21 protein-coding genes are annotated in these 17,984 nt (G+C 55.6%); all 21 read right to left on the bottom strand.

Going from position 1 to position 17,984, the window contains the following annotated elements; all coding sequences use genetic code 11:
* Positions 1 to 7: 7 nt before the first annotated feature.
* A complete protein-coding gene (locus tag T424_RS0119685; RefSeq protein WP_027489224.1) occupies positions 8 to 229 on the bottom strand; it encodes a hypothetical protein in 222 nt (73 codons plus the stop codon).
* Entirely contained in the window at positions 226 to 2,109 is a 1,884-nt protein-coding gene (locus T424_RS0119690) for a hypothetical protein (protein WP_027489225.1), read from the bottom strand. Before T424_RS0119690 ends, T424_RS0119685 begins: the two co-directional genes overlap by 4 nt.
* A complete protein-coding gene (locus T424_RS0119695; protein ID WP_027489226.1) occupies positions 2,106 to 2,639 on the bottom strand; it encodes a hypothetical protein in 534 nt (177 codons plus the stop codon). Before T424_RS0119695 ends, T424_RS0119690 begins: the two co-directional genes overlap by 4 nt.
* Positions 2,640 to 2,642: 3 nt before the next feature.
* Entirely contained in the window at positions 2,643 to 5,009 is a 2,367-nt protein-coding gene (locus T424_RS0119700) for a hypothetical protein (protein ID WP_161712632.1), read from the bottom strand.
* Between the two features lie 39 nt (positions 5,010 to 5,048).
* Complete coding sequence (locus T424_RS0119705; protein WP_027489228.1) at positions 5,049 to 5,249, bottom strand: hypothetical protein; 201 nt, start codon at positions 5,247 to 5,249, stop codon at positions 5,049 to 5,051.
* Between the two features lie 17 nt (positions 5,250 to 5,266).
* Positions 5,267 to 5,905, bottom strand: a complete 639-nt coding sequence (locus tag T424_RS0119710; RefSeq protein ID WP_027489229.1) for a hypothetical protein — start codon at positions 5,903 to 5,905, stop codon at positions 5,267 to 5,269.
* Between the two features lie 71 nt (positions 5,906 to 5,976).
* The gene (locus T424_RS0119715; RefSeq protein WP_027489230.1) at positions 5,977 to 6,774 is read right to left on the bottom strand and encodes a hypothetical protein; all 798 of its coding nucleotides are present in this window, start codon (positions 6,772 to 6,774) and stop codon (positions 5,977 to 5,979) included.
* A 10-nt stretch (positions 6,775 to 6,784) separates the two neighbouring features.
* The gene (locus T424_RS0119720; RefSeq protein ID WP_027489231.1) at positions 6,785 to 7,255 is read right to left on the bottom strand and encodes a hypothetical protein; all 471 of its coding nucleotides are present in this window, start codon (positions 7,253 to 7,255) and stop codon (positions 6,785 to 6,787) included.
* The gene (locus tag T424_RS0119725; protein WP_027489232.1) at positions 7,252 to 7,614 is read right to left on the bottom strand and encodes a hypothetical protein; all 363 of its coding nucleotides are present in this window, start codon (positions 7,612 to 7,614) and stop codon (positions 7,252 to 7,254) included. The genes T424_RS0119720 and T424_RS0119725 overlap by 4 nt, the downstream gene beginning before the upstream one ends.
* Positions 7,615 to 7,878: 264 nt before the next feature.
* Positions 7,879 to 8,745, bottom strand: a complete 867-nt coding sequence (locus tag T424_RS0119735) for a glycine-rich domain-containing protein (RefSeq protein WP_027489234.1) — start codon at positions 8,743 to 8,745, stop codon at positions 7,879 to 7,881.
* Between the two features lie 2 nt (positions 8,746 to 8,747).
* Positions 8,748 to 9,134 carry a hypothetical protein gene (locus tag T424_RS0119740; RefSeq protein ID WP_027489235.1) on the bottom strand — a complete coding sequence of 129 codons (387 nt, stop codon included), beginning with the start codon at positions 9,132 to 9,134 and terminating at the stop codon, positions 8,748 to 8,750.
* Positions 9,135 to 9,207: 73 nt separating this feature from the next.
* Positions 9,208 to 10,236, bottom strand: a complete 1,029-nt coding sequence (locus tag T424_RS0119745) for a major capsid protein (protein WP_027489236.1) — start codon at positions 10,234 to 10,236, stop codon at positions 9,208 to 9,210.
* Positions 10,237 to 10,302: 66 nt separating this feature from the next.
* A complete protein-coding gene (locus tag T424_RS0119750) occupies positions 10,303 to 10,674 on the bottom strand; it encodes a head decoration protein (RefSeq protein ID WP_027489237.1) in 372 nt (123 codons plus the stop codon).
* A 60-nt stretch (positions 10,675 to 10,734) separates the two neighbouring features.
* Positions 10,735 to 11,799 (bottom strand): HK97 family phage prohead protease, encoded by a 1,065-nt coding sequence (locus T424_RS0119755; protein WP_027489238.1) that lies wholly within the window; start codon positions 11,797 to 11,799, stop codon positions 10,735 to 10,737.
* 88 nt (positions 11,800 to 11,887) lie between these two features.
* The gene (locus T424_RS0119760; RefSeq protein ID WP_084268599.1) at positions 11,888 to 13,528 is read right to left on the bottom strand and encodes a phage portal protein; all 1,641 of its coding nucleotides are present in this window, start codon (positions 13,526 to 13,528) and stop codon (positions 11,888 to 11,890) included.
* Positions 13,528 to 13,782: a hypothetical protein gene (locus tag T424_RS0119765; protein WP_027489240.1), complete on the bottom strand. Its 255-nt coding sequence runs from the start codon at positions 13,780 to 13,782 to the stop codon at positions 13,528 to 13,530. The genes T424_RS0119760 and T424_RS0119765 overlap by 1 nt, the downstream gene beginning before the upstream one ends.
* A 15-nt stretch (positions 13,783 to 13,797) precedes the next feature.
* Positions 13,798 to 15,915, bottom strand: a complete 2,118-nt coding sequence (locus T424_RS0119770; protein WP_027489241.1) for a terminase gpA endonuclease subunit — start codon at positions 15,913 to 15,915, stop codon at positions 13,798 to 13,800.
* A gap of 5 nt (positions 15,916 to 15,920) precedes the next feature.
* The gene (locus T424_RS0119775; RefSeq protein WP_161712634.1) at positions 15,921 to 16,403 is read right to left on the bottom strand and encodes a terminase small subunit; all 483 of its coding nucleotides are present in this window, start codon (positions 16,401 to 16,403) and stop codon (positions 15,921 to 15,923) included.
* A 282-nt stretch (positions 16,404 to 16,685) separates the two neighbouring features.
* On the bottom strand, positions 16,686 to 17,048 hold the full coding sequence (locus tag T424_RS0119780) for a hypothetical protein (protein ID WP_027489243.1): 363 nt from the start codon (positions 17,046 to 17,048) through the stop codon (positions 16,686 to 16,688).
* Positions 17,045 to 17,485 carry a hypothetical protein gene (locus T424_RS0119785; RefSeq protein ID WP_027489244.1) on the bottom strand — a complete coding sequence of 147 codons (441 nt, stop codon included), beginning with the start codon at positions 17,483 to 17,485 and terminating at the stop codon, positions 17,045 to 17,047. Before T424_RS0119785 ends, T424_RS0119780 begins: the two co-directional genes overlap by 4 nt.
* Before the next feature lie 212 nt (positions 17,486 to 17,697).
* The coding region (locus T424_RS0119795) for a transposase (RefSeq protein WP_027489246.1) at positions 17,698 to 17,984 on the bottom strand (287 nt) is incomplete at its 5' end.

Consider the following 17,984-nt stretch of genomic DNA (forward strand, 5'->3'; position numbering starts at 1 on the left):
GAGATCATCATTCGGCAGGCGGCTCGTAATCGAGCGTTGTCTTGATGATCGTGTAGCTGACATCCGCAGCTTTCCCACCGATCACAAGCTCCTGCTCCCGGTCGTGCGTAGCGATCCGGATTGTAGATGTCCGCAACCGAGGGCGAGTGATCAGGTCACGCTTGGCCCGATCACGGCCTTCGCCCGCGATCCCTTTCAAAAGCTTGTTCAGGAGTAATTTATTGGTCATGGTCCTGGTATCTCCGGCTGTAAATCAACGCCTTTCGGCACAAAAATCGGCAGCGTGTGGACTGACAGACGCCGGGAAATCAGGTCTTCCTGGCGCAGTGGATCGAAATAGACGCGGATGGCGGTCGGCATTGCGCTGATCGCGGCAACCGGATCATCACCGGCAGCTGCAGCCGCGAAACCGGCAAACTGCTGCTGCGGCTCCTCATTTTCAACGACGACGAAACGAGGGGTGGCACCGGCCAAAGCCCACGCCTTAACCGGCTCGTTGAGCCCGCCTGCTGACAGGTCGTAGTAGATGCCAGCCGTTGCCTGTTTTCCGGTGGTGCCTGATGGATGTTCACCGGCACCAGGCGCGAAAGCGACGTCGACGGACGCTTCCTGTTTGGCAGCAGTCATGTCCCATTCCACTCCGGTCACGATGCCAATCACTTGACCGCCGGGCAGGCGCGGCGAAATGACGGTAATCCCGTCACCGCAGGAGATGCCACGGCCGATCCAGGCCTTCACCGTAACGCGGAGGCTGCCGCACATTGCCCGTTCCATGTAAATGCGGAGGAGCTGGCGCAGGCCGTGCCGAACAGCACGGGTGCCACGCGGCGTGTCGAAGAATTTTGCGGAAATTTCCGGGATGGCGGCCTTCTTCGGCACCAAATCCCAAACCTCGACCTGTTCATCGGTCTCCGGATCGGTCAGATAACGCCGAAAAGTCGGCGTCGCCGTGTGCGCGACAAGACAGACGTAGCATTTACCATTGGCCTGCCGACGATCACCGACTACGTAATCGATGGGCTCCAGGGTATCCGGGTCTTCGTAGAGCCATTCCTTGGTAGTGTTGTCGATGGTCAATGCCGACAGCGATATGGTGTCGATATGCTCGGTGCGGTCCGGCTGCATGATCGTCTGGATTCCCGACGACAGGTAAAGGTCCATGATTTCTTCACGCTCCTGGCTGTACTCGTAATGAGCGCGGGCCGACACGTTGACGATCATCGGCTGCATCGTCACCTTCTGACCAGTGGCTCCGAACGGATTTGGCGTCAGGCGGCCGAAATCATGCTCTAACATTGGAGTGATGCTGTTGACCTCAGCCTTAGCGATGGTCCAGCCGTCGGATGTCCCGATAGCATCACCGGCCTTAGGCATGCCGTCGGAAATTTCTTTCCAATGATAGGTCGCGATATCTCGGGATGCCAGGAATTCACCTGAGCAGTCGCCACTCGCGCTCTGGGTCCACGATGCTTGCAAGCGAAGACGGCTGTTCTTTCGCGGTGGGCTGTCGAAATGCAGGTCCTCGCTGCCCAGCTCGGCGTCCTCGACGACATGACTAGTCGGGTTTTCGATCATACCAACACGGGTCAGCGCCAGGGTGACAGGGTCCCAGCGAAAATACTGCAGAGTACCCTTCAGGACGTCCGAAGGGTCGTCGCTCTCAGGGTTGAAGAAAACAGGGTCATAGACCTCAGCTGCCTCGCGGTCGGCTGCGGGCGCATCCGGATCGTAGTCGACCTCACCGGTCCTGTGAGTGGCAGCGTCGGCTTCGAGTACATCGTCCTCGTCCGGAGGGACACATACGATTTCACAAGAGACCTCGATCTTTGCCAGGGATGTCGGCATCGCCTCTATGCGACCACGGCCCAGGATGACGGGAGCCGGGTCAGATGGCAGCTGCTCCCAAACGACAAAGTAAGGATTATCGAGCCCGGCCAGCCAGGTAATGCCGGGGTTGCGGATCGTGATATCGAACACAGTGACGTAGACGTCGCCTTTGCGGACTTCTTTTCGGTTAATCCTGAGCAGCTGGAAGGGGCCGTTGACTGCGTGATCGGCGGCGACGAACGGCGCATCCCAGGCAAGTGGTACGACTCCGCGTCTGATCATGATGGCTGCTCCATGAAAGTAACAGACCAGTCAGCGCGGCCGGATTGTTCACCGCCCCTCATTCTCCAGGTAGCATTGCGGAGCTTCAGACGAGGGTAAAAAAATGCCCGGCCGTAATCAGGTGGCGGCGCTGACAAGGTCAACGTCCGTCCATCGACGGTGAAATCTAGATCGTCCCAGCCGGTGCCTTTAACCTCGACAGACCCCGGGACTGGAGGTCTGTTCAAAGTGATCACAGTCTGGCCCGGAAGGATTCCGTTCGTAAACTTGAAGAAGAGATCAATCTCAACGTCTGTGCGACCCCACATTTTGCAAAGTGCAGGGAACCGGTATTCACCTTCTCCCGAACTTAGAGAGACATTGTATCGCTCAAATTCTTCGTAAGCCCAGTTATCCCAGTAGCCGTTGACGTCCTGGCGCATGTCGATGGCACCATCAGCGGGTGACAGCTCGGCAGTCAGGTCCATGCCGCTCAGCCAGCCGAGGCCAAGAGCAGGAGCGCGGATTTTTGATGGTGTGTGATCGTACATGGGTTACCTCTTCGCGCTGCCGTTTTCGCGGAGCAAATCGCTGAATGCCTTGTCGACGACGGCCTGAGCGCTCTGGCCATTCGGCCCAACGAGTTCGACGCGCACGGTTTCCTTCGGAGACTGAGCGCGAATTGCAGCATTCTCGGCATCAACACGGGCAGCCTCACGGGCTTCTCTGATCGCGTACGGGTTCGGAGCCATTGATCCGAACATTTGCGCATAGCGCTCTCCAGTCATCTCGGCTGTCTCGCGTGATGTCAGCTCGTTGGGATCATTGATCCCGAACATGCGCTTATGCATGATCCGGTAGTCAGTACCTTCCTGGGACTGATCCTCCATCAAAGCGTTGTGTCGCTTATTCCAAGAGATGTCGCTTTCGATCTTGACACGTTGCCCGACGAGATCAGTGATCTTGTCGCGTTGATCATTGATCGTATCTGCGCCATATCTACCGAGTGCATACGCGCCAATCGCCATTGCCGCGTAGGGACCCGCGCGCATTAGCATTGGTGCGGAGCGAGCCATTAAGCCACCTGTTGCAGCTGCAGCCGTGGTGCCCGCAGCTCCGGCTGCGCCAGCTGCACCAGCTGCTGCCGTAGTCGCGGCCCCAGCGGCAACAGCAGCTGCGCGCCACGCGATAAACTGACGAACAATAAACGCGATACCAGTGCCCAAGACGCCTAACACTGTCCCGAGTCCAGTAAGTGCGGACGTTAGTGATAGGATCACACCGGCAAGCAGAACGGTTTCACCGTCCAAGCCCGTCATCAGGTCAATTGCCTTGGCCAGAAAATCATGGACGGGCTTACCAACGGCAACGACCATGTCCCATGCGTCTTTAAACCGGACCGCCAAATCTTTTGCAGCTTCGATGATCTCGACGATCTTCTGACGCAGCTGGTTCATCCAGGCATAGTCTTTCGAGACGCCGCCGGTCATCACGTTCCAAGCCTCACGGCCCAGGTTCATCAGTTCCTTGAAACCGGCAACGAGCGTGTTCAGCCAAGGCCAATCGGTCTTCTCGCCATTCCAGACATGATTAATCTGTTTCCAGGTATTGAGGGCAAGACTGCGCACCCAGTGGAAGGCAGTAACAACGTTGTCGAGCCACCCAACGCGGAACCCTTCGCGCTTACCATGCCACATATCGATGATGTCGTATATGAATGCGCGCACTTGGATGAAGGCAGTTTTCATTGTCTCGGCGATCCATTTGCGGTTCGCGACGATCCACTCGGTAAGCTGGCCTTGGCTCTCAATCAGCAACGGCAGAATCTGGCGAGCCAGTTCAAGGCGGACACCCTGGATGGCCATCATCATACGCTGCCAGGAATCGGAGTAGTCAGCACCCAGCTTCGTGTCGGTCGTCGTGACCGTGCCGCCGAGGCGCTCCATCTCCTTGCGGTAATCTTCAATGCCCTGACGACCTTTCTCAAGGATTGTCACCATCTTCGCGCCCGCATCCTCTCCGAATAGCTTCATGGCAACGTCGAGTTTTTGGGCCGGATCGGTCATCTGCTGAAAAGCGTCAGAGACGGCATAGAAGCTCTCGATCCCTGGTTTCATCGCTTTGGAAATATCCAGTCCGAAACGCTGAAGGGTGAACATAGCTTCGCCGTGAGGGCCAAAACCTTTGACCATCTCGTCACGCTTGCGACGCAGTTCCTCCAGTTGCTGGAGTGCATTAATGCGGCCTCCAGGCGTGTAGATGCCGCCAGACGAATCATACCGGTCATTTTGGCCAGAAGCGGACGCTTCAAGCTCTGAGATTGCGGAGTTGATCCAGTCAAAGGATTCCAGCTTTTGTTCTTGGAAGCTGGAGGCAAGCTCCATCATTCCGGTCCAGTCACCTTTGGCATTGAGCCTGTAAATATCGAGGATGGTGGACGCCTGCTTTTTAGACAGGTCTCTAGATTGTTTGTTGATCTCCGCCTGCACCAGACCGAATTCTCGGGTAATTTCGGAGATGGTCGGCAACACTTCATCGGCTTCGATGCCCTCGCGTTCGAATGCAAAACGAAGGGTTGAGGTTTCCTCAGCTGACAAGCCCAGCCGTCGACTGTCCTTGCCAACCCGATTCATGAGTTCTGCAATGGCTTTCGAGCTGGCAATCGCGGCTGTCGTCAGCCCCTTAATTTTAAGGGTGGCGAGGACAGCGTATCCGGCCAATCCCTTAAATGCGAGGTTAGCTGCACGGGCGAAACCGGCCCATGAGAATCTGGCGATCTGCTGGAGACCACGGAGGATAGGCGCAAAGTACCGACGGGCGTTCGATGCCATGGTCACGACGGCTGCGCGAAAACCGTTGGCAACACGACGGAAAGACTGCACGGCAGAGGCGATGCCCGATACCGTGAACTGTGTCCCCACCTGGTGTGTGATAGTTCCTGCTGCCAATTCCGTTCACTCTCACATAAGTAGCTTCTTAAAGCTGTCGTTGCCCTCTGCTTCGTTGATCGCAGAAGCGTTCGCGCTGTAGGTGTCCTGCTTGAAATCGCGACGGACCTCTTCCAAGGCTGCCAGTCTGATCCAAAGCTCCTGAGGGGTAAGATCGAACGACACTTGGCCGGTGATTGCTCGATGTCTCAGGTATTGCCCCATCAGGACCATGTGACCGCCTCCGTTGATCAGGACGCCGTCGAGGTTTTCGAAACCGGCTTCGCGATACGATTTGGCTTTCTCGTAGATGCGACGCGCTGCTTTCGTTTCTGGGCCGCTCGCGCCGCCTTCTGAATGCCGCCCATCTGGACGAAGTCGGAAAGACGTTCGGTAAAAAAATCAGCCGGGTCGCGACCTCCGAAGGCCAATGCACCGCAGGCCTTAAAGAGGGTGATCAAACCACCGTTGTCCGCGCCCTGAATTGCCTTCTCAAAAGTCCTATCGCCTTGCCTTCCGAGACAAATCGCAACAAACGCAGCGGCAGCGTCTTCGCCGACTTTTAGAAACACGTCGAAGAGGGTCTCTACCTTGTATTCGGCGGCGATGTCCGTAAGCAGGTCTTGCAGTTCAGCGTCCGTTGGTTCTTTCTTCAGAGCGAAGATAGCTTTCACGCTACGGTCGATAAAATTCGCAACCAGAGCCTGGAGCGTCGGGAAGCGGTTGACGAGGTTGAAATACTGAAACCCGTTCGGGGCTTGCAACTTGTAGGCCTTGCCCTCGTACTGAATCACAGAGACCTTCGGCCTCATGGCCGCGATCAGGTCCTCAGGTTCATAGAACGTGAGGTTGTCGATCTCGTCGAAAATGGGTGTTGCGGATTCTGACATGGCGTTCTCCCTTGATGTCATGGAAATGGAGGCGACCCCTAGATCGGAGCCACCTTGAATGTTGATTTTGATTAGTCGAGTGGACGGATGAAGCCGTATCCCTGGCCAGCCGTGTTATAGACCTTGCCAGTCAAGCTCGCGACGTTCAGGGCGTCGACGCCCTTCAGCGTGATGTTGCCGTTCGGACGGAACTCCACATCCGCGAACACGTAGTCGACAGCTTTACCTGGCAGGCCACCGTCCACAATGCCAAGCAAGGTGAACTTGCCGCGAACGCCGCCGGTCTTCATGATTTCAAGACGGACGACCTTGTCAGCTTCGGTTATCGCGGGAAGCGAGTAAGTGATCTCAGCGTCGGCACCGGCACCGGCAGGTTTTGCAATAAACTCCAGGAGCTTGCGTTTGGACTGGTAGATGTAATGACCTTCGCCGAACCCGTCGGCATCTTCATCATATTCAACCGGCGTCGCAGCGCCGTCGGTCACCGAGGTGATCGACGGATTGATGCCTGGAAGTTCGAGGACGTCGCCGACGGCTACGTCCTCGACTATAACTGTGCCAGAGGCGAGCGCCGTCTGAGTAGCCAGGATGCGCTTCGAGAGGAACATCGCGTCGTAGGTAGTCGGGGTCCACATCTGGATATCGGAGATGGTGATCACCGCATCCTGCTGGGTGATCCACGATCCGATCAGCTGGGACGTGCCAGTCTCATCCGAGCGAGACTCCACCTCGGTCAACGTAGGCGCGAAGTCGACAACACCAACAGGGCCAATCTTGATAACCTTGTCAGAGCCATGTGGCTGGAAAAGTGCAATGCCGCCCATGATGCGCTGGCCGGTAGTTAATGGAATTACAGGCAATGTTGCCATTTTGTTCTCCTCAAGAATTTAGGTTTCTGCTGTAATCGGCCGTTGGCACCGACAGGGTGAACGAGACGGGCATGACCGCAGAGATTGCAATTGAATCCGGGTGGTCACTCATTGGCTCGAAGTCGGGTGCCGAAAGAGAACCGACACGCCAGTTGTAGTATTTGCCGAACCCGAGATCGCCGCGATCTGCCAGAGCTTTCTGAAGCCTGAGGCGCATGGCATCGATACTTTCTTCTGGATTCGCGATGCTGGTGCGCTCTGAGATTTTGATGTCGACGGCAATCTCTACCCGGTCAATACCGTGTTCCTGATCAGACTGCAGCGTATCGGTCACCGCCAAAATCACGAGCGGGTATTGGTTGGACTGAAAGCCACCGGTCGCCAATCGCGATAAATTGTGGACGTGCTCTTCACCGGCAGCATCGCTCAGCAGCTGCTTAAAAGCGCGTCTGATTTGCGTGATGATGTGTACGTCGCTCAAGCTGTCGTCCTTCGGAGTGTTGTCGTGACCCAACCGTAACCATCGTGCGTGCAAGATTCGATGGCGTAGATCACGCCGTTAATGGTGAGCTTGTCGCGGCGGTCGTTGAGAAAGACCGTATCTTCCTGCGCCGCACGAACCGGATCAATGGCGGCGATATCGGAAAGTAGAAACGTTGCCTGAGGGTCGGCGGAAGTGGTTATGAACCCGTCAACATCCACGACCCGAGGTTTTTCAACAAAGGTGCAATCAATCTGATTTGGCTCCGTCTGCCCTTCGCGCAGCCAAAGGGCTCCACCGGTCTCGCGAAAAGTCCGGTGAATTGCCTTAGAAGCGTGAACGAAAAGCCTGGAAACCATGGGGTTAGGTCTCCGGCAATGAAGCTAAAAAGCTCTGGCTTCTGAAGTCTCGTATGTTCGCTATGTTCGCAAGATGGTCGCGGTAAGCTGCACGTGTGTCAGAAAACTGGCCGTCGACATATGACCAACCTACACCGACATGCGCTATCTCAGCACCTTGAGCGACGTACTCAAAGCCTGGCCTTGGAGCCTGACCGATAGTTATCGATGTCACGTACCGGTTGATTGAGTCGATTTTTAAATAACGATTGGACATGTTAGACATCAAAAGGTCTCCCACACTGTTGTCTGGATGCGGACTTCGCCGTTCGCTCCAGGCCCCGGCGTTACGCCAGGGACAGCAGCACCGCCACCCCCGCCTGGTAATCCACCGCGTGGAGGTGTCTCACTAGTTTCGATGGCACCAGCGCCACCACCGCCGAACTGCAAAAACCAGTTCGCAAATGCGTCCTGCGCGTATCCGCCAGGCGTATTCGCGCCTGGCAGCGAATAGTTAGCATCGGCTCTCGACGCCCAGCCGCCCATGCCTGCGGTCGAGTCCGCAATGTTGCCCCCACCGCCGGGGCCGAACGGGTTTGATATGCCGTCCAAATCCGCAGAAGGATCAGCGTAGGTAGCGCCGTACCCGACCATCTGACGGTAATTTTGTTGATGCTGATGAGCATCGAGCGTGCCGCCAGCTCCACCGACGGCGTCGACATAAAAGCTGCTACCATCAACGAAATTGACTCTGAAAGAGCTGACGTTGCCCGCTACCCAAGATGCTGAGCTTGGGTCATCACCACCAGCGCCGATATCGATGTAGACGTCACCGGCTTTGGCAAGCTCACTGAGCCACTGTTTCCGGCGGCATACGCATCCCGGCAGACCACCATAGGCTGTCTCGCCTACCGCGCCTTGCCCGCCACCGCCAATTACCATGATGTCTATCTCGACCTGTCTTGGATCGAGGGCAGGCTCTGGTGCTAAGATTTGTGCAATCAGATCAGCAGTCGTCGTCGACAGCGAGGTTGTGATTTTTAGATGATCAAGGCCGTCCGCATCATAATGCAGTATACGAGCAGATATCGGCACTCTGGATGCGCCGCCACCTGCCGATCTGCGAGGCGAAGGATAAGGGAGGGCCACCATATTCAGGCCTCCTGAATTTCGATGTAGACGGAACCGGTAGCCGGAGCCGTAAACGTCAGATTACGCGGGTTCGAGGCAACGATCTCTTCGCCGACCTGCTCGAATGTCTTGACCATCGAGAACCCATAGTCTCGCTCGTACAGGCGCTTTGCGGTGCCTTCATCACCGCGTATCATGGTGACGAAAGGCATACTTTCGTCGGTGCCGAACATGACGGTCACGCCTATCCATTCGGTGCGGTTACTCATGATGTGCGTTGCAGGACTGTCACCAGAGTTCAGTTCGATCACGAACAGGCGCTTGCTGTCGAACGGAGCCGACTGCACGGCGTCGAAGTTCGGAGAACCGGATGTTGCGAGACTTACGAAGCCTGTGTCTTTGTCGGACATGATGGATCACCTGTAAGGAAAAGAGGTGCCAGCCGATGAGGGAGAACATCGGCTGGCTGGACAGGTCTGGCGATTACTCGTCAGACGTGATTTCAACGATGGCTTCTGGGCGCTCCAGGTAGGAAACGACTGCCATTTCCATCTCAATCTCGTCGCCCTTGTCGAAACCGAGGGTCTCGATTTTGGAGTATTCAGGAATACCGATGGTGTTGACGACGTCCTTGCCGGTGCCAGGTGCGTAACGGGTCTGATACAGACCTTCGATGACCGGGCAGAGCAGAGCCTTGTCTGGGTCCAGGAACCAAGTGTTGCCGATCTTACCCTTCGAGTAGCTGACGAGATCAACACCCGTGGTGATCGGGAAGCCCTTGCGGAGATCGTCGCGGAGAGCAGAACCCAGGTTGCTAGCAGCGCCGGTCGAAGACCAGAGAGCAAACGCTTCACGGGTCGAAGCGTGACGTGACAGCTTCTTGTGGATGTTCTTGCCCGCGATCAGCTTGTAGCTGGTTGCGAGGCCCTGGTATGCGCCGAGCTTGTCTTCGACCTTCTCAACCGCTTCCTGGATTTCAGCGATAACGTCAGTCGTCGCATCCGAAAGATCGAACGAGTGAGTGCTCTTCGTGGAGCCTGAAAGCTGCAGAAGGTTCTGCGAAATACTGCCGTCGCGCTTGTAAATAACGCCCTGAAGCGCGCCAGAACGTACGAACTCGCGTGTCAGTGCATTCCTTTTCTTCATCGTCTCAACCTTTTTGGTCAAGGCAACGAGGTATGCCATCGCGTCGTCTGCCGATCCGAATGCACGGACACCCTGCGTCGCTTCAGCGATCAGGTGCTCATACTGGGGGTAGTATGGGATGCGGACGATGAAGCCGTCACGCTCGTCTTCCGACAGGACGTTCTTGCGGCCGGAAAGCGGGTTGGCTTCGTCGAGGATCGACAGCGAGCCGTCCTTGGACACTTCAACGAACACCGAACGCGTGGTGACACCTTCGACATTCCAAGGAAGCCAAACTTCCAGCTCGTGTGGAACGTATTCGGCATGGTTGACTGCGGTTGTCAGCTCCACGCGATCATACGGGTTTTTGATGTTCAAAATCTTCATTTCATTCTCCTGTTTGTTCCCGTTTTGTTCTAATTGTGAACGTGCGGATTACCTGACTGCTGACGGTTAGAGGACCTTGATGTTTTGCTTGGCGAGTAGTGCCTTGGCTTCCGCGACAGTGAGCGAGGCGTCGAGAACCAGGTTGGCTCCCTTGATCGCGCCGAACTGGCGGAAGACAGCGCCCTTCGTGTCGCCTGCGGCGGCGTCGACCGTATCGAAGACAACTGCGTAATCGGCATCGTCCTCGGCATCGACAAGCGTCTGCGTCGCGCGAACATATTTGCCGGTCTTTGCGCCAGTGGCGTATTCACTGATCACCAGAGTGCCGACCTTGTACTCGGCTGCATCCTGCTTCAGCGTGTATTCATCGCGGCTCATAATCTCGTGGACCTCGAAGAGGACGAAATTTCCTGCCAGTTTCGGTGCGGTGTAAACCATGTTCAGATCTCCAATTTTCGTTCCTGGCAGCCAGGAAACCGTGTTCTTGTTCTGGGTGCGTTAGTACATTCTGATCGCGACCGGAGCCGCGTCTGATCTCTTGCGTGGCTGTGCGTCGTCAGCCTGAGACTGACCCTGCGACCGGGTACCGACGACACCGTTGCGGATGATTTCAGCTTCGATGGCGGCACGGACCTTGTCGGATTTCGAACCAATGGCGCGCAGCCTCTCGAAGGTTTCGGCGAAGCCCATGCCTTGGGCGATGCCACGCATGCGTTCCATCTCGGCAGCTTCCTTCTTGTCCTCTTCGGACGGCTCATCGGCCTTGGCACCGGCTTCCGGTTCCTTATCCTTTTCAGCATCAGCGACGGCTTCCTCAGCGCGGGCACGGATAGCCTTGGCGCGTTCGATAACCTCTTCAGAGGCACTTTCGTCTGCGGCGGTTACAACAGCTGCAATGGCAGTGTCAGCGGCAGTGATGGCGTCTTCAGCAGCCTTCACGAGTTCTTCAAGTTCCATTCTGGTCTCCTTGGATTGTGATGGATCGGCCGACCTCTTGCCTGGCTGATCGACTTTGAATTTCGAGCGGACCGATGCATTCGGATCGGCACCGACTGTGACGAGACTGGCCTCGTGCAGCGTCCAAGACGTGGCTCTGGCAATCATCGGCATGCCTGGCTCTTGGATGTATTCGTACTCGTGAACGTTATATCCGGCGCTCACCTGGCCGTAGTAACCGGCCTCGATGGAGGGCAGCAGATACTTGCGTTCAGGGGTGAAACTTGCCTTGGCGATAACCGATGTGCCCTCGGCCCATACGTTCTCAATCTTGCCCAGGATGTCGTCTATCGACGTGTTCCTGTGATTATCGAGGAGCGGCATGCGGTCGACGCGGCTATAGTCCATGGTCGCGGCGGGCAAGACTTCGAGCATTTCGACGCAAGGCATCCACCCGTCCGAGTCAGGAATGCCGTTCGGATCAGGCACCCAGGTGTAGACTGGATGTTCGGTCGTCACGATGATCTCGAATGTGCCCGCGTCGACGTCAACAGAAGACGGCTTGCCCGCGAACGTGCGGAACTGCCTCTCTTCAGACGACCGGAGCTTTAGGCTTTTCGACGCCATGGTGATCCCAATAATGTTTCTGGGATCAGTCTGGCCATAGTCGCGTGCAAGATTCGATGGCGCGGCCGAAAAAAGATATTGCCGAAAATTAAGCGGCGATATCCATGTCCTGTTCGGCCATTTTCTGGATCGCATCCATAACGGCTTGTTGCTGCATCTTCCTGATTTCAGCCATCTCCGGCGTCAAAGGTTGGTCACGCCAACCGTCGTATGGAGAATAAGCCAGACCAGCGACCTGAGCCCTCTGACTGTCTGCAGCATTTTCCATGTCGATCTCTTCGATATCGTAGCCGAATTCGGCCGCCACTTTCGAGCGAGAGGTGAAGCCAGCCTGGACCGCCATCATGAACGCCTGGACTTCCTGGATGGGGTGAATGTGACCCTTCGCCGGTGGCATGAACTCGACCATCATGTAATCCTCTGGACGTGCACCTTCCGGTGGTGTCCACTTTTTCGCCATGATAGCTGCTGAAACGAACCGCTTGTAGGTTGGTAACAGGAACTGGGCGACCATCATGTGCCACTGGATCGACTGGATGAAGCGGGCAACTTCAAGCATCATTGCTCTATAGACGCGATCATTGACCTTGGAAAAATCCAGGGTGATCTGCTCAACGCACAGGCCGATGGCGACAGCGATTTCAGACAGGGCAAACCGGTTGAAGACTTCGTAGTTGCCGTCCGTGGCAGGCATATCGACAAGCTCGGGCTTGTAGCCTTCCGGAGCTTCAACCGCTGCCCCTGCCGGAAGTGCAGCGAAGTTAATCTCAGCATCGTCACCTTCATCACCGTCATATCCTGCATTGGTCAGATCAGCGCTTTCAGGCTTTGAATAGACAACCGTGAACTTCGACTGCAGCGCCTTCTTCTCCACTTCCGACTGCTGATAGTCGCGCAGCATTTCCATGGCATTCAGGATCGCTGCGCCCCACGGAGCACCGCGTTCTGACTGGATCGTCTCAGGCCAGTACACATGACAGATGTTAGCTGCACGAACTGGTTTTGGAGTGCTGGCGAATGTACCGCGCCAGTCGAGCGGATTGCGGTCGTAGAGCCAGTAATTCACGACGCGGTCAATGGCATTGCGCTCAATGCCATCCACGATCCAGTTTCCGGATGGAGACTGTTGGGTATAGCCGATAGGAAGATAGTCAGCCGTCATCAGCTGAAGCTGGAGTGGCACGCCGCTGAACATGTCGCCGTCTAAGCGATCACGGAACTGGACCAGGACTTCACCATCCGTTGCCACAGTTTCCATGATATGCCACTGCAGACCCGCGAGGTCATGCTTTCCGCGAGCATCGGCTTCTGACGCCCAGAGCTTGTGAAGCTTGGCTAGGTCAGGATATTTGATGATGGGCGTTATGCCATAGCCCACGACATTGTTGGCCAGCTGACGCATCGCTTGACGATACCAGCCGAAGTTAGCCTTCGCATATCTGGACCGGGCACGGAGTGTTGGATGTTCGTCGTTAGCACCGTTCGGACCTGGATCGGTTGGGGTCTTGAACTTTTGCGATGATGTGGCGGATTGGTAGAAGGTCTTTCCACCTGACAATGCTGACCAGACCGAGTTGATCATTCCTCTGATACCACCACGCTTTGCCGTCCTGTGACGGACCTTGGAACGTACAACGGTATCTGGTTTGGCAACTGGTGCTGCAGGCTGAGGAGCGGAGACGGCGGTCGACGACTTTAACGAAAGTGTTGTGCGCTTGCTTGGAGACATCAGTATTCTCCCGCCTTACGCATCGCAAAAATACGAGGTTTACCGGCTTTAGACGGCATGCCTGTCTTTTTGCGATATTGTCGATATAGAGCGATCAGCGTCTTTTCAGCTTCAGATCGTGAAGTGTAGGAAATACTACCCTGGGCAGGGTTTGAAACCGAGTTGATACCCTGAGCTAGGTTTCGTTCGAGAAACACAATGGCCTCAGTAATCTCAGGCAGTTCCCAAAGAGAGAACATTTCGACTTCATTCATTCACACCTCCTGGCGCTAGGCATAAGCGTGAATTCCGCCTGTACGCCGCTTGCGCTTCTTCCTCTGTTGCTGCCCTCCAGCTGGTGCGGCCACCATTGGCTGCGCTGGTGCATTGTTCACTTTTTGTTCTTTGGCCGAGCCTGGGATGGATATCTGAACTTCTCGCAAGTCCTGTTCGGCGAGCTGCTGTTTCAGCAGGGCCATGGCGGACTTGTCGATGCCTTCGTATCCGATCTCTCCGGTCTCTGGATCAAAGATCAGTTCAGGTACGTCACGATCTCCGGCTGCAAGATTCAAGTTTTTCCAGTTGCGATTAAGCATCAGGCCTTTTAGCGCAGCGTAAGCCAGGCACATCCACTCTTCTTCGGAGCGATGACCCTGTTTCTTTCGCCAGTGCCATTTTCCATCTTTACGATATCGCTCTTCGCACATCAGTCGGTCGAGATAGCCTGAACCGAGTGAAAGCGGGATTAGAGATTGCTTATCTCCCTGCAGCTGCAAGAGTTTAAAGATGGCATCTCGGGCCAGGTGAGAGTCAATCGTGTAGAAGACGTTGCCGTTCGCGTTCTGCTTCGACTTTCTCTTCGGCCAAATGAAATCCTTACGATGCGAGTTGCCTTTGATAGCCCAAACGTTTCGTCGGATCGGGAAACTGTTGGTAAAAGCGCGGACCTCGTCGGCATATCCTTTACCACCGAAGTCATGTGCCGAGGCCTGAATGTACCAGGGAGAGCCGTCACGCTTATGGTATGGTCGATCAAGCAATGCCCGTAGCTCTGCATCCGCAGACGGGTCTCCAGGTTCACCAAGGACCTTCCAGTGACCAATGATGCGGAACTGACCAAGAGCGTTCCAGCCGACGACGGTCAGCTCTCGTGAAGCCAGGGTACCGAGAGCACCACCTTCTTTGTTGTCCTGCGTGTCGCCGCCTGCCGTCAGCACCACGACATCGTCCGGAACTTCAGCAGGGTATGGGCGCAGCATCGAGCTGACGGCCTTCGCATCCATAGCAGATGTCGTGTATTCATCCCAAACAGAGGCGAGAACGTTGTTCGTAAAAGTTTTCAGCTTCTCGGGATCGCCCTGGCTATTCAGCCAACGCTGGCAGATCGCCTTGTAGCTGGCCTGACCGGCAAATGAGAGCCATTGCGGTATGTGCATGCCATAATGCCCGGGTGTCGTTGAAACCGACGTCGGGATGTATTCCAGGGTCCGGTCGAGCGCGATCTTGTCGGTATCCGTGATCCGACATCCGCCGACGCACTGATACCATGCATCCTTCACGAAGCCGGTGGTCTCGTCACAGGTCCAATTGAAGCCGAACGCGCTATCTTTGTCCCCCCATTCCATGACCTGTTGCCGTTGGCAGCGAGGGCATGTCACATATGGATAGCGGCGATCTGACTTGAGATATTCGGCATAGGTCCTGCAGTTATCCTTCGACAGAGGTGAAGAACCAACGCCGATCATCGTGTGCCAATGTGCACCACCGCGCTCGGCAAAAAGGGATTTCTTATCGCCTTGGCTGCCTTTGCTCGGCTCATATCCGGCGGCCGAATACTCGTCCATGAAGTTGAACGGGCTGTCGAAACGACGAAAATTGTCGTCGGATGTCGCGCCTATCAGACGGATGCAGCCGCCATCTCGGAACTGGATAAGGTCCCACGATCCAGGGATGCGCTGGGTCTTCAGGACATCGCAGCAATCGATCATCGGGTCGATCACTTCCTTGAAGAAGGCCAATGCATCGCCCTCGGTCGGCTGGGAAATCGTCACCGTCTTTTTCAGATATCCGGCGATGTACATCGAAATCGATGCGATGAAGAGCGACCAGCCGATACGAGTACCTTTCAGGATGGTGAGCTGTTTGCAACGCTCGTCCATGAAGTAGTCGGCCAAAGCAGACTGATAGCCTGTATATTCGAGCCAGCCCTCTCGCTGTGAGAGCTTTCCATTAAGATTGATGTTCTCTCGCACCCACGCTTTCGGAGGCTGCCAATCAGGTATCTTGAGGACCTCATTGCGCAGCGCAATCCTCATCTGGTCAAAGTCACGGATCACCTCGGCCACTAGGTCGGGCGTCATTTCCTCGATGATCTGTTCTTCAGATTTCCGCTCGGTAGGCAGCCGCATATGCCTTACCTCTCATATTCGAGAGGATCATCGACCACTTTAACCTGGAGTGATTTCATCGCGTTGCGGACCTGCTTGTCAGCGATCTCCCGAACGTGAGCAGCCAAGCTGGCTTCGACGTTTGCGGCAATGATGTCTGGTATCTTGGCGACTACCGCTCGAACATCGGCGTAGTCCTTAGATATCTGGTCGAGGACGTACTTTACCGGGATTATCGTCCGAAGGTTTTTCTTGGTCTCGATCTCCTGATCGATAGCCGCCCATTTTGCCTTCTTTGCCTTCGAAATTCCCTCAGGTGTTTCGCCGTCTTCAGTCGCGTATTTTCCGACCGCTTCCTTAACATCTTTGTTCCTGAGCCACCGAACGACATCGGCGACATCGAAAACCCAGGCGATGTTCGCAGCCACATCAGCCTCCTGGACAACAGGGCAACCAGCCTTGGGCCAGCCCATGACAGTGTTGCGGTGATATCCCAGAAGATCGGCCAACTTGGACGCGTTCACGTGCCGCGAATTTGACGGGGGTGCACAATCTTCAACGGAATTTTCGGGCGGATTGTGCACGTCCTCGGAAGTTTTTTTCTGTCTCGCCATTGTCTCGCGCTCGAAAACCTTTGAATTTATTAGGTTTCGAGTGGCTGCAAGATTCAATGTTGGCATGTGCTAACAGGGTGTTGCTGCACACCCTGTTTTGAAAATGTCATACCGAGCGAGAGGATGAGGCCTCCAATCCACCGCATGGTGCCAATATGGCCAGGGGCCCCGTCGGCTTCAAAGATCGGCCGAGGCGTCAACTAATTGGTCACGGTAGAGTTGACAGGATAAAATCTGATGAGTGTCGATCCATCCGGCCCTCTTACCGTTGGTCCCGATCACCCATGCCCACGATCCCTCATGAACTTCAACCTGACTCGGTAGCATAGCATGTGGTCCTGATGGCGCAGTTTCTTTCGGTTGGATCGGTATCGTGGTCTTCTCGATATCACCAAAAAGCCTTTCGACCTCGAACCGCGCAGCCTGCTTTCGGGCACAAAGAACGACGAATTCTGGCTCTTTGATTTCACCGCGCTCGATCATCTGCTGCACGAGGCGCGTCATAAGCTCGTAATGGTCAAGGAGTGCGACGAGGGTCATACCACCACCTGCGTTCCGCGATCCACGACTATCATGCCGTAGTCGTCCTCGGTCGGCTCCAGTTCTCTCCATGGCTGTGCGCCTTTATTGACGATGTCCTCGATGACAGCATCGAATTCCGTCTGGAGCATAGTCTGGTGCCACAGGAACGTTTCACGGCCACGCTCCGTCCTGTTGAGTTTCTCGGCACGAACCGTCTCGATCACCTGATTGATGTCGTCAAGCGTGTCGTTCTCATCTTCCTCGGTCGTGCATGTAGACGTCCACTGGTCCCAGGCCTTTTCAAGCCGGGCTTTGACGACTGGATCGAGAGGCGGCGCATCATCTATCAGGGTTACCTGATAAGACCGGTAGTCATGGCGCTGGCCGATCCTGATGGCTTCCGTGAGGTCAGCCTGTTCGACGGCATTGAGTAAAATCTGTCGGAAGTCGGTCATGCCGCCACCTCAGGCAGCAGCTCGATCTTGACCTTCTTGATCGATGAAAGAGGAACAACGACCTGTGCCTTCTTTTGCCCAGTCTGTTGATCGAAAGACGTGCATACAAAGCAGTCATTTTCGATAGCCTGGAGCCACGAACCTTCGATAACTTCCTGGCCGTGTGAATTGTAAAATATTGTGATCTGGACCGTTATACGCATCCTCACTGATTAGAACCCATTGGCCCATTCTCTACGCCCGATGGACATGATGCGCCAGGGCTGGCTTTCGAGCTTGCGCCAGGCGTCACAGCAGTGTGCGACGATATCGTCGTATGACTTGAAGATGCGGTTCGACAGCCAGTTCTCGCGCATGAAGAGCCAGAGGTTTTCCACCGGGTTCAGTTCCGGCGACTTCGGCGGCAGGGGCAGGATCGAGATGTTGCCGGGGATGACGAGATTATTGGACATGTGCCAGCCCGCCTGATCCATGATGAGAATGGCATGCGCATCATCGG

The sequence above is a fragment of the Allorhizobium undicola ORS 992 = ATCC 700741 genome (assembly GCF_000621665.1).
Classification (GTDB): Bacteria; Pseudomonadota; Alphaproteobacteria; order Rhizobiales; family Rhizobiaceae; genus Allorhizobium; species Allorhizobium undicola.